Raw genomic sequence first — 12,387 nt, 5'->3', positions numbered from 1 at the left:
GATGACAGCGGAGTTAATGTCATCCCCTAAATCGTGCGAGGAAAATAAATTGACAAAAATGGTCAAAAAGTTCGACTTTCCACAGTCGAAAGACCGAATTGCTTAACTGAATTGTGGAGGACACTGGGCAAACAGCATTTGGCGACGCACCAATGAGAGCTATTTGCCCTTTCTGACTGTGAAAAGCTGGAAGTTTTGACCATTTTTGTGGGAAAACCTTCCATAAGTACGTAATCGGGCGTTATGCAATTGATTTTTTGGATTACACATGTTTAATCGCTTTTCAAGCTAAGTGCTGCCTCCCCGCCCTGTCATCTTTGCTGTCTATTTTTTACGCACGTATAAACTTACCGCTTTATAGTGCACGTCTTCATCATCTAAAACGGTATCTACAGTTTCACCTGCTTTGTATCCTAAATTGGCAGCTACCTCGTATTCATCTTCAATACTTGGCGTGTCAAAACCAGCAGCTTCTAACCATGCCAAGTTTTCAGCTTCAGTGTGTGCAGCCTGAATGCTGTTGCCAATTTCACGCGCGGCTTCCACGACAGCTTCATTGCGGCTGCGGTCGGCAAACACCGTTTCCAGTATTAACAGCCCGCCCGGCTTCAACACGCGCCCAAATTCACGCAATGCCTGCTGCTGATCGTACAACAGAGTTACAACATTATTTATGTACACGGCATCTATCGTAGACGTGCCAATTCCCGCAGAAATTAAATCCTCCGGGTAAGCCACGTGAAATTCCATATTGTTGCCCTTAAGCCCGCTATCGTGCCAAGCGCGGCTCATGCCATCAATAGATTCCTGCACATAAGACGGACTCCAATCTATGCCAATCGCATGACCTTCGTTGCCGACCATGCTGCTTAGCTTGTACACCCCGCGCCCGCGCCTACTGCCTACATCTAACACGCGCTTGCCTTTCAATTCGCTTGCGGGAAGCAGCATTTTACATACCGACGCAAAGCCATATTCGAATTCTTTGTTGGCGTAGTGCTCCGCCAGCGCAGCCGTGTCTGTGGAAGATTTAGATACAGAAGCGGAAACTGCTTGTGTGGCAGCCCCGGTGGCTACAACAGGCTTGGCAACTTCGGTAGCCCCGGCGGCTGCAACAGGCTTGGCAACTTCAGCAGGTCCGGTGGCTGCAGCAGGCTTGGCAGCCTCAGCATCGCCCTCATCCAGATTGTTTAATTTTTCCACTCTGTCATATAGCCCTGCACGCGAAGCATCAACCTGCAAATTTTCGTTGAACTTGTAATACATATCGTTTCCGTAGTGCGATACAAATTGAGTAGTAGCACGCCGCGTAGTCAGTTCTGCCAAAAACACCAGCATTTCGCGATTGCCCATTGTGCCATCAACAAATTCAAAAGCGCGATCCATCTTGGCGCTAGCCTCATTTATCGCCGGCTGAACTTTCGCTACTTCTGCTTTGTATGCAGCCTCTATAGTGCGAAAAGCTGCTTGACCACTTGGAGTCTGCTGCAATACGCACTCAGCCAAAAACGCCTTCAGTATTCCTATAACCAATCGCTCGCGTTTTATTTCAGAAATCGATACCGTACCAGCATCTTCTCGACGGGCAAGGTCAGATTCAATATGCGCAATTCGCCCACCAAGCGCCTCATCAGCGGAAGCCCCATCTAACAGTTCCGGCTTAGCTTCACGCAGAACATCTCGCAAACGCATGCAAACATCTTCCAGCTGCAACGTGTCAGCACAACTGTCGCCAAGCGCATCAAACAGCAGACCTAAAAGCGCTACTCGCTCGTCAAATGCAGCGTCACGCGCCCGTGCGCGAATAGTATCGCTAGCTTCGCCTGCCAAAATGGAATCTACCTGATAATCGCTGCGATACTTTTGGAACAGCGCATAGTACACACTGAATTGATCGCATACCTCATCATCGCGCAAGAACTGCTCGAACAAATCGCGATCGACGGGCTTTTCCATGCGCTCGTACAGCGCAATAAGGTCAGCTAAATCTTCCCAACCACGCGCCGTCACAAACGACTTACCACCGCCTGGCTTGCTCTCAACCTTATAGAAGCAATCTTTCTTCGCTTCCAAAAAAGTGGTAACAGCCGGATGCAGACCCCGTCCCACAGCATATTCGCGCCACGCACTATAGTCGGGTTGCACATCTATTTCGCGAAGACGGTCAAGCGTTACTATGTCAAATTCGTGCACACTACGGTTGTATTCCGGCGGATTGCCCGCGCACACAACAACCCAACCCGCCGGCACCTTATGCTTGCCAAACGTTTTGAATTGCAAGAATTGCAGCATAGACGGATACAGCGTTTCGGAAACGCAGTTAATTTCATCCAAAAACAGAATGCCGCTTCTAAGCCCAGTACGCTCCATATAGTCGTATATTGCAGCCACTATTTCGCTCATCGTATATTCCGATGCTTCAAAATCTAAGCCCTCAAAGCTGCGGCGCTCAATGCGCGGCAAACCTAGAGCACTTTGGCGCGTGTGGTGCGTCATAGAGTAAGACACCAAACCAATTCCCAGTTCGCGCGCCACTTGCTCCATAATGGCAGTTTTGCCAATTCCCGGCGCACCCAGCAAAAACACAGGACGCTGATGTACAGGCGCTATGGCGAAAACGCCAGCTTCATCGCGCTGCAAATACGCCTCTACCGTATCTTTAATTTGCTGCTTCGCCTGAGTGATGTTCATCATAACGTCTCTTCCTTTACAACTAGCTTAATTGCCCAAGGCGGCACGGCAGGAATTTCGCGCGCCTCATCTTCCACAAAAACAAACGCTGCATCAAAATCGGGCGGAGCATCCGGGAATGTGCCCAGCCCATCTGTAAAATATATCAATCCGCGCATATCGGTAAGCTTGCCGGAGTCGCGCATGCCCTGCACATAGTCAAACACAGGGCGAAAATCGGTTCCACCAAAACCACGCACCTTAAAGCGCTCCATCAGCGCATCAACATCGCGCATATCGCGTATAACCATATCCTCCTGCAAGCGAGAATCGCTTTGTATTACATGTATGTTTACATCGGTCGCATAGTCTTGCGAACTTTTCAGAATGTCGAAAGTATGTTGCACAAAACGACGCACCAAATCGCCCTTAACCGACTCCGACGTGTCTATCGCTATAACAAAATCGCGAATACGGTCGGTTTCCTTATATTCCAGCGGCTCAATTAGCGGCATATTTCCATACAAATCTATCCCGTAGGTGTAATAGACATAGTCAAACTCATCGGGGTTTACTAGTATTTCTTCGTTTTGCACCATAAATTGCCGCAAAAATTCGGAGTAGTCGTACTGTTTGCGGTTAACAAGCGATAAATTTTGCATGAAGCTATTTGTCTCTTCGCCCCACTCCTTGCTAAAAGTGTCCAAATTCATCGCTATTTGCTTGCTTATTTCTTCCCATTCCTTTGCGTCATCTTCTCGCTCTTCATTATCTTGGAAATTGCCCATAGGATCTGCGCCTTGATCTTCGTGCGAATAAGGCATCTGCTCTGCAGCCAATTCGGTTTCAGCAGAGTCGTCTTCGCCGCCACCTTCGCTTCCCTCGTCTTCCCCGCGACTTTCTAGATCTTGCATCTGCTCGCGCATGCTTTCAGGAAGCTGCTCGGCATTTAGCAATTCTTCAACAGAAGATGCAGCTTGTTCATTATTACTGCTTTCATCCTCTGAATATTTTTCCGGAACATTCTCAACGGATTTATTGTCCGTATCGCCCATAGCGGGCCAAGCAGCATGTTCGTCGCGCTCAAACAGCGCATGCCATTCATTTAGGGTGCTACGCCCAAGCCCGCGATACTGCTGCCCCGCAGGAGTTTGCACCATATTATGAACAAGCGAATATACTTTTCCCGGCAGCATGTCGCCCGCCATTAGCCTAATCTTGCTTAGCGCCTCTTTGCGCGCCGTATCGTCTTCGCTGGAAAAGCGACCAGCGCACATATCCATAGCCACACTTTCAACAATAATGTCGCAAGTTAAATTCCACGCCTCGCGGTCTTTATGATCGGCGTTGTACGGATGCCTAAATATGCAGTGTAGAACCATATGCAAGTAGTCGCGCACAACTTCATTGAACGACTGATTGAATCTGGCTATAACACGCAAAGCCTCAAGCGCCACTATGTGCCCGTTCGTAGCCAGCGGATACGCACCGCCAGCCCGCACCGGCTGAAGCGACATTCGCCAAAGCGCCAAATCTAGAAAGCGGAACTTTAGCATCAGCTGAACGCGACATTCCTCCAATATGTCTGCAGCTAGCCGGTCTTCTTCTGCGCGGCGGCGTAACTTTTCGTCAACAGCATCTATCATAGCGCCCCACATTTCTACAAGTCGAAATCTAGCTCGGCGCGCCCAAAGCGGCAACGCCGTACTTCTAGCATATATCCGGTCATAGCGGCATCTTGCACAGCACCAACTTTATCTATTGCCGCGCTTATATTGCTGGCATTCAGATACCCTAAATCCACTAGTGCGTCTATCGCCGCTCTGTCATCATGCTTGGCAACTGCAATGCAAATATCGAAAAGATGCTGCCGCAAAATGCGCTCTAGCATTTGCCTGTTTACATCCGTTAAAAACACCGGGTCGCGCAAGCGCTCTAAAATTCGCGTGGCTTGTTCATAAAGATTAAGTCCATCACCGCTTTGTACTGCGTCAAAATTGCTGGTATTCGCAATTGCATTATCGTAGTGCTCCAGCAAAGTTGGTATGCTAAAGCCGCCAACAGACGTAAAAGCTACAAATTGCTGGTGTTGACCGCGGTCTGTATCTGGGAAACGTATTTCGAATGAACTGTGCCCTTCTAACGCTTCTGCCATGTCTATATAAAGTAAGCGAACCAAACAATTGACAGCAAAAGCACGTATGCCGATATCTACTAGGCTGCTATCCATGCGCAATTCGCACAAATTGCTTGCCCCACTAAACGCATATGGAGCAATTTCTACAACGCAATGCGGAATGGCAACATTAGGCTGTTCGTCCATATAGTGCACAACTTGCCATTTTCCGTCGCCTAATGCCGTCAAAAGCATTCCGCTTTCTATGCGGAAATGCGGGTTCTTAGCGCTAACACTAACTTTTCGCAAACTTGTTGCCGCTCTGCCGCTATGTGCACCCTGCGTTACAAGCGCCATTGTGCCTATACTTTCCAGCGTCTCAGGAATGTAAAGAGACTCTATTGCTGTATCCAAAAAAGCATCGCTGCCTATGCGCTGCAAACCTTCGTGCAGCACCACGCGTTGCAAGTTGGCGCAACCCTTAAACGCAGCGCTTCCTATTTCGCGCACAGATGATGCCAGTTCCACCTCTTCAATACATTTATGATTCAAAAGCGCCCGTTCATCTATACAAACAACGCCCTCTGGAACTTTCAGATAATGCGCATCGGGGTCTATCAGCCATTCTAAATGCATTCCATCAGCGCACTCGCGAAGGAGTGCCCCTTGCTTATCTATTTTTAACTTCGCGCCGACTTTAATGCCAAACGAGGCATGCTCGCCCGCATAGATTATATGCGTCCCATCCGTAATGGGATGCCCAATATGATCGATAGACGCAGGAAGTTGCAATTCGCGAATTGCAGTTCTTGTAAAAGCATGTTTCCCTATATGCTGTAAACCATCGTTTAATCGAACTTCGTACAATTCCGGACAATCGAAAAAAGCACGCTCTAATATTTCGCGAAGCGCATTAGGTGCCACAAATTTACGCAACTGCGTATGCGCAAAAGCATGTTCACCTATGGCGCTTATGCCTTCTGGCAAGTGCACACTTCGCAGTTCGCTCATTCCATTCATGGCTTTGCGCCCAATAGCCACACAATTTGCGTCTACTTCATAGCTTTGCACTTTTAACGCAACCGCCACAAGTCCAAGCCTGTTCTTCGTATATATAGCTATGCCGTCGGTTTCTAAATAAGGATTTTGCGTGTCAATATCTATTTCAGATAAATTTCCTTTACCGAAAGTTCCGGGATATATTTCCCTAGTACCAACACCTATGTGCAAACGTTTTATATTTGCGTTATCGAAAACATTGGGGTTTAGGCGATCTAATCGACCCGGCAGCGTTAAGTCTTCCAGTCGCTGACAGTTTCTAAACCATCCAGAGTCGTATTCAGTTACATCAGTTGGCAGAACTGCACAACGCAATTCGGCACAATTTCTGAATGCGCAATACCCAATAGACACTATAGAATCTGGCAGCTCCACAGAATGCAAGTTGGCAAGATTAGCGCACACGTCATCTGCAAGTGCCGCAACAGGTTTTTCTTCAACGATCGCAGGCACTTTCAGATTAGCGTTTGCTAACTTTATGCAGCGTTCAAGCCGCACTTCTGTGCCGTCTAAAACAACGTAATTCCAGACATTTCCCTGAGAATCGGTATGTTCCCACATTTCAGACGCACGTGCAGCCTCTACAGCAGCCGCACGTTCCAACACAGCCCTGCGCTTACGAAGACGTTCTTCCGATTCTTCAGCTTTAGCTAGAGCCTGTATTTCATCACCCATTAAAGTAGGCGAAAAACCACCAAAGCAAACATCTAGGTCGCTAAGATCGACACCTAGGCTAACACCCATTTCTTGCCTTCTGTCGGGTTTGGTTATGTTTCCAAGCAGCGCGTCCGTCGTGCGCCCCCACAAACTAGTTACGCAACAGGAGTGCTATCCCAAGGAGCACCAGCAGGATTCAGTTTGCGCCGCCGCGATAATTCATCGGCATGCAAGATGCAATAGCGAATACCTTTAAGCGTTACATAAAGACATGCTATTTCATGTTTGCTGCCATGATTGAATACATCGTATGTCAGATATTCACGATCTATCATCGGTTGATAAACAGGGCTATCGACCACTTTTTCCAACAGTATATTTGTAGACTCGCGACCAAGTTCATCCTGTTTCAAAGATATGTTATACAAGATGTCTTCTTGCTCTTCAGTTAGACGACCTAGTTCTTCTATCTCGGCTAAAATTTCTTCCTCGGTTGCCATAAACAAACCTCCGTATCGGTGCACGTTTTATTGAAATTATACCAGCTAGAAAGCTATTTACCACGCATTTCACTATCTATTCTTAAATGTCTATAAAAAAGGGGTTCGCCAAAAGACGAACCCCTAAAGTAATGAGCTAAATAAAACGCTTACACGCCAACGTAGCCCTTGGAAGGATCGCTATCGCCAACACCGATGCCAGTGTCATTAGCTTCGTTGCCGGTACGCTTGGTTGAAGTGTAGCCACCCCAAGCGCGAGCAATATACTTATCCTTTACCCAAAAAATCTGAGCCTTCATCAGGTCAGGAGCAGCAACCCCACATTCAGCCAGAGCCTCGTCCTTAGACTTGCCACCAGCGATAAGCTCGTTCAGCTTATCAGCGGCTTCATTTGCGGGCATCGCCAAAAACTCTTCTTTGGTCATCTTGACCTCCTACGGTCCTCAATGCGGCACCTTCGATTACGAATTATATTTCAAAATCTAACCGAAGGTGCCAAACAATGCCTAAAGAACTTTAGAGCTGGAACAGAACCATCGGGCGGTCGAATTCCGCCATCTTGGCCTGCATTTCCTCGAGCGTACCATAGTACATAGAGGCAGACTCTTCAACTTGAACAGCTAACGGACGCTGACCAGCTTTGTCGCCGTCAGTTCCCCAGTGCTCGGAGAAGATAGAGGTTGGGCAAGGGATGTAGAACCATTCCCAAGCGTCACCGTCGTTCCCTTCACCCTTCTTGAAAGGACCGACCTGAACCTCTTTGATACCCCACTGCTCGAGAGGAAGGCCTAGCTCTTCTTTGCAAGCGATCTCGGCTGCATGATTGCCAGAGAAGTACGTGTAATCAACTAGCAAAGCGTATTTCTGTGCCATTTAATTCACTTCCTTTCGAGTTAGTCTTGGTCGAGGCTGCGAACACGGCGAGCGTTGCACATAACACCCTTGTACGGTGCGCCGAAGCCGAGCTTGCCGATATTCATGTGAGGAACAAGGCTGTTGAAGTTGGACTTCCAAACACCGAACAGGTTGGGCTCTTCGCCGTCCTGCTCAGGGAACCACCAACCATGAGCGCAGTTCAGAATGCCCGGCTTCATAACTGGAGTGATTTCTGCCTTGAAGCGAGCCTCACCAAACATGTTGTAGACCTCAACCCAGTCGCCCTCAGTGATGTCATATTCCTTAGCAGTCTCAGGATTGATCTGTACCCACGGCCACGGATCGATCTGACGTAGAGACGGAACATGACGATGCTCTGAGTGGAACGAGCTGTAGCGACGAGAACCAGACGTGGTGATAAGCGGATATTGCTTCTTCTCTTCGTCGGTACGCAGGTCGCTGTAGGGGCTGTAGTTGGGCTCCTCGTAGTAAGGTAGCGGATCCTCGCCCCATGATTCATAAAGAATCGAGTAAGCTTCGATTTGGCCAGTAATGGTGTTAAAGCCGGGCTCGCCGTCGAAGCGGAGCAGACCCTTCTCATACTTCTCATACTCGAAGCCATGTGCACCAGGCTGATAAATGCCGAGCTCTTGGAAGCTATTCCAGTCGTAGCCAAGTTCCTTCAGCTGATCGCTGTAGAAGTCTTGGGTAGCCTGCTCGAGCAGATCCCAATCAACATGATGCTCGTCAGCCGGCTTGTACCACGGATACCACTCGGGGTTCAAACGCTGACCGAACAGCAAGCAGATCTGAACGTCAGATACGCACTCGCCAACCTGCAGAGCCTTGTTCATGGGGCCCATGAACACGGTGTTGCGGCCATAGTGGGTAAGCACGATACCGGTGTGCTCTGCCCATGTAGCCATCGGCAGGAAGTAGTCGCCAACAGCCATAGCTGTCGGGGTCATGGTTAGATCTTGGATAACAACAAACTCTAGCTTCTGCAGAGCCTTGTGCCAACGCTTCGGCTGAGCGGAGCAGGTTGGGGTTAGGAAGTTGGAGCTGTTGAACCAACCCATCTTCAGAGCATAGGGCTCGTCAGATTCCATGGTGTTCAGAGTTTCGTCAGGCTGAGTTGTAGCCATACCAGTGGACAGTCCGGGCCATGCAGCAGCGCCGATACGCTTCTCCCAAACTTCGTCGCTCATAGCGCCACGCTGGTTCATACGCCACTTGCCAAGCAGAGCAGACGGAGGACCAAGAGTTAGACCACCAGGACGGTCGATAGAGCCAGCCAGAGCAGCCAGAACGATGAATGCCTGAGACAGCTGTACGCCGTTCTTGTTCTGGTCGAATGCTAGACCCCATGCCCAACCGATAGGACGCTCGGTGCCGATGATGTGAGCAGCACGCTTGATGTCCTCAGCAGGAACAGTAGTAATAGCAGCAACCTTGTCAACCGGGTACTCAGCTGCACGAGCCTTGACCTCATCAAGACCATAAATCCACTTCTCAGCGAATTCTTTGTCGTACTCGTCGTTCTCGAACATGAGGTTCATGATGCCCAGAGCCAGAGCGGTGTCGGTCTGAGGACGAACCTGCAGGTTGATGTTGCCATCATGTGCGCCAACCCAAGTGATACGCGGGTCAACAGAAATGATATGAGTGCCAAGCTTCATCATGTCAACTAGGCAGTGACCAAAGAAGCCGTCACCGTTGGAAGGCAGAGGCTCTTTACCCCAAACCACAACCCACTTAGACAGAGTGTAAGCCGGGTCATGATAGCTGCCGGGCAGATGACCAGCATAGTCAAGCTCAGGATAGCCAGCGCCAAGCACATAGTCAGAGATAGAGCAACGCGGACCATAGCAAGACCAACCAGACTGCGTGTAGCAGCAGTTAGGTGACTGCAGAACCGAGAACGTTAGAGCATAGTAGAAGATGCAAGCTTCACGACCGGTGCCGCCAAAGCAAACGATGGACTCGGGACCATAGGTGTTCTGGAAGTAACGAACCTTCTCGCAGATGGTGTCGATAGCTTCGTCCCAAGTGGTCTGCTCCCACTTATCCTTGCCGCGATCCTCAATAGCACGCTTCATCGGGTGAATGATGCGTGAAGGCGCATAGGTGTACTCGCGCAGCGCCAAATTCATAGCGTTCACACGACCCGTAGTAATTGGGTTGTCGTCGTCACCCTCGATGCGGATAAGCTCGCCATCCTTGGTAATAACCTTAACGCCATACCCTACCGGGTGAGATCCCGGGGGCGACCAAGTGTTGGAGCGGGTAGCGACGGTGCCGTCAGAACGCTCGACACGCCATTCTTTACCGTATGCCATTCTTTCCTTCTTTCTCACGTCTCCATTACTTAATGGAACCAAAACTACAAGCCTGCCTCTTAACAGTGGTCTATGTCTTGAGACACTAATGCTTTTTATCCCTAGCTAAAAAGCATTCGCTTGAAGCCGTAAATAAGACACCGTGTTAACGGCTGCTATCAACTTAATATACGAATGGATTTTTACGTCGTACCTCTGATTTGTTTTTCGAAAATTTAGCATCAACCCGACAGGTTGATTTTTATGATGTTCAACTATATAATGCCTGTTCAGATGCTTTTATTGGGTACTAATGCTTCAGGTTGAATTGGGGTTTTCAACTTGCCACATATAACTTTAAGTTTCGGTCGTAATTCTAACAGCGCTGAAACTTCTGGTGATCTTTCAGCGCTAGGAGTAGGGCTTGCTGCTTTCATTGCATGGGTTTTTTCGGCACCGTTTGGTATGCCCATGCTATTAATGCGCGACAACGCATTTTTAGCTTCTGTTTCCAACGATGTAACCATAACCATCCACCTTGCATATATATGTGCACTTGCAATTTGCCTACTATGGATGGGGTTAACTAATCAATATTTCCTAAGATTTTACGTTGGTCGCAATGTGCTTATATTGTCGGGAATACTATGCATTGTCGGTACGGCAATGTTGGCATTATGCGGTATGTTAGACACAGCAAACGCCAGCATAACTATCGCCTGCCTAGGAAGCCTACTAGCCGGCATAGGGTCGGGTGTATTAACTTGCTTGTGGTGTACTGCATTCGCAAGATATGAATTTACGACCATTACCTTGAATTCGGCTTTCGGCATGGTAATAGGTCTTGTAATTTCAATTGCACTTGTTAACTGGATACCCGCCGTAATTTCCATTTCAATTGAAATAGCACTTGTGTTAATAACCGCAATTGTGCTGTGGCATTTGACACCAATTCCCTATTACAGACGGCGTGAAATGCCTATATTCCACGCGCTGCGCGTAAGCCGACTTAAATTTTTGCTGCAATTGGGCGTTCCTATGTTTATATTCGGCATTTCTCTATGGGTTATTGGCAGCATATGCATACACAGCGCATTCTGCACACCGGATATGGCTGGCAATCTATTGGTGGGAGCCGCATGTGCCTTGTGCGCTATTCTTTTTATCACCGCAGTAGGACTTCTGAAAAATGAAGCACACTGGGACACCCTATTTCGTTTTATGCTTCCTATTGTGGGCATAGGAATGCTAGGAGTTACACTGTTTAACAGCGCTTATCAATTGAGCGCCATTTTTCTACTAGCGCTAGGGTTTAGTGTTTTTCTTACGCTGCTTTGGGTGTTGTTTTCAGATATGGCGCAAGAATTTAGACTGTCGCCAATTTTCGTGTTTGGCATAGGCTGCGGTCTTCTTATAGCAGGTGTAGTTGCTGGATCGTTAATTACGATGCGCATCGGGGTATACGACGAATGGACCAACTTGCGATGGACAGGGCTAGCTATGGCATCCATTATTTGTCTGATGATTGCCGGTGCATTTATGCCACGCAAACGCAATGTTTTACGTATGCTAAACACAGACTTTGTGGAAGATGCCACAAAGCTGAACCAGATGGTACTAGATAGCGCCGCAGCGCACGGAACTGCCACCACCGACGAGCAGGCCGATGCTGCCAACCCAAATCATCCAGACGATTTTGACATGGAAGATTCCGAGACTAAATTGGCAACGACAGGTTCTACAGATAATCTGGATTCATCCGAATCATTGAATTCATCTAATGAAACAGCTGCTGCATCTAAGAAGCCTCAGCGTCAAAAAGGCAGTTTCTACAAACGATGCACGCAAATTGCCGACCAGTATTTACTAAGCCGTCGCGAAACGGAAGTGCTGTTCTTGCTGGCAAAGGGGCATAAAGCAGTCTTTATTGAGGAAAAGTTGTGCGTATCAAAAAGCACCGCAAAAACGCACATCAATCATATATATAAGAAGCTAAATATACATACACAGCAAGAATTATTAACTATGGTGGAAGATAGGCCGCGTCCGCACGCAGCTTCTAGCACAGCTGAATCAAAAATGGATGCAGACGCTGCGTATCTTGAAGAAGAAGTCTTGTATCACGGATTCTAATCTAGCGCAAAATTAAAGGTGTGCACACCGGTTCGCATACCCTGCATACCAGCCTGCA

The 12,387-nt window shown here is 48.3% G+C and carries 8 protein-coding genes; 1 reads left to right on the top strand and 7 read right to left on the bottom strand.

Features of this window, described 5'->3' with window-relative positions; translation table 11 throughout:
* Positions 1 to 324 precede the first annotated feature (324 nt).
* The 7 genes from G7Y46_RS01735 to G7Y46_RS01705 all read right to left on the bottom strand — a co-directional run bounded on the left by G7Y46_RS01735 (position 325) and on the right by G7Y46_RS01705 (position 10,217).
* On the bottom strand, positions 325 to 2,694 hold the full coding sequence (locus G7Y46_RS01735; RefSeq protein ID WP_165252019.1) for a methyltransferase domain-containing protein: 2,370 nt from the start codon (positions 2,692 to 2,694) through the stop codon (positions 325 to 327).
* Complete coding sequence (locus G7Y46_RS01730) at positions 2,691 to 4,316, bottom strand: VWA-like domain-containing protein (RefSeq protein WP_165252018.1); 1,626 nt, start codon at positions 4,314 to 4,316, stop codon at positions 2,691 to 2,693. The genes G7Y46_RS01735 and G7Y46_RS01730 overlap by 4 nt, the downstream gene beginning before the upstream one ends.
* A 14-nt stretch (positions 4,317 to 4,330) precedes the next feature.
* Positions 4,331 to 6,589, bottom strand: a complete 2,259-nt coding sequence (locus G7Y46_RS01725) for a leucine-rich repeat domain-containing protein (RefSeq protein ID WP_165252017.1) — start codon at positions 6,587 to 6,589, stop codon at positions 4,331 to 4,333.
* Between the two features lie 68 nt (positions 6,590 to 6,657).
* The gene (locus G7Y46_RS01720) at positions 6,658 to 7,002 is read right to left on the bottom strand and encodes a hypothetical protein (RefSeq protein WP_165252016.1); all 345 of its coding nucleotides are present in this window, start codon (positions 7,000 to 7,002) and stop codon (positions 6,658 to 6,660) included.
* A gap of 149 nt (positions 7,003 to 7,151) precedes the next feature.
* Entirely contained in the window at positions 7,152 to 7,427 is a 276-nt protein-coding gene (locus tag G7Y46_RS01715) for a hypothetical protein (RefSeq protein WP_165061859.1), read from the bottom strand.
* A 91-nt stretch (positions 7,428 to 7,518) separates the two neighbouring features.
* Positions 7,519 to 7,875, bottom strand: a complete 357-nt coding sequence (locus tag G7Y46_RS01710; RefSeq protein ID WP_165061856.1) for an oxidoreductase — start codon at positions 7,873 to 7,875, stop codon at positions 7,519 to 7,521.
* Positions 7,876 to 7,895: 20 nt separating this feature from the next.
* On the bottom strand, positions 7,896 to 10,217 hold the full coding sequence (locus G7Y46_RS01705; protein ID WP_165252014.1) for a molybdopterin-dependent oxidoreductase: 2,322 nt from the start codon (positions 10,215 to 10,217) through the stop codon (positions 7,896 to 7,898).
* A 321-nt stretch (positions 10,218 to 10,538) separates the two neighbouring features.
* On the opposite strand from G7Y46_RS01705, the gene G7Y46_RS01700 reads away from it, so the two are divergent.
* The gene (locus tag G7Y46_RS01700; RefSeq protein ID WP_165252012.1) at positions 10,539 to 12,329 is read left to right on the top strand and encodes a LuxR family transcriptional regulator; all 1,791 of its coding nucleotides are present in this window, start codon (positions 10,539 to 10,541) and stop codon (positions 12,327 to 12,329) included.
* Positions 12,330 to 12,387 lie beyond the last annotated feature (58 nt).

Source organism: Adlercreutzia sp. ZJ304 (assembly GCF_011039075.1).
Lineage (GTDB): Bacteria > Actinomycetota > Coriobacteriia > Coriobacteriales > Eggerthellaceae > Adlercreutzia_A.
Note: the sequence above shows the minus strand (reverse complement) of the source record. Positions and strands in the feature narration are given on the sequence as shown.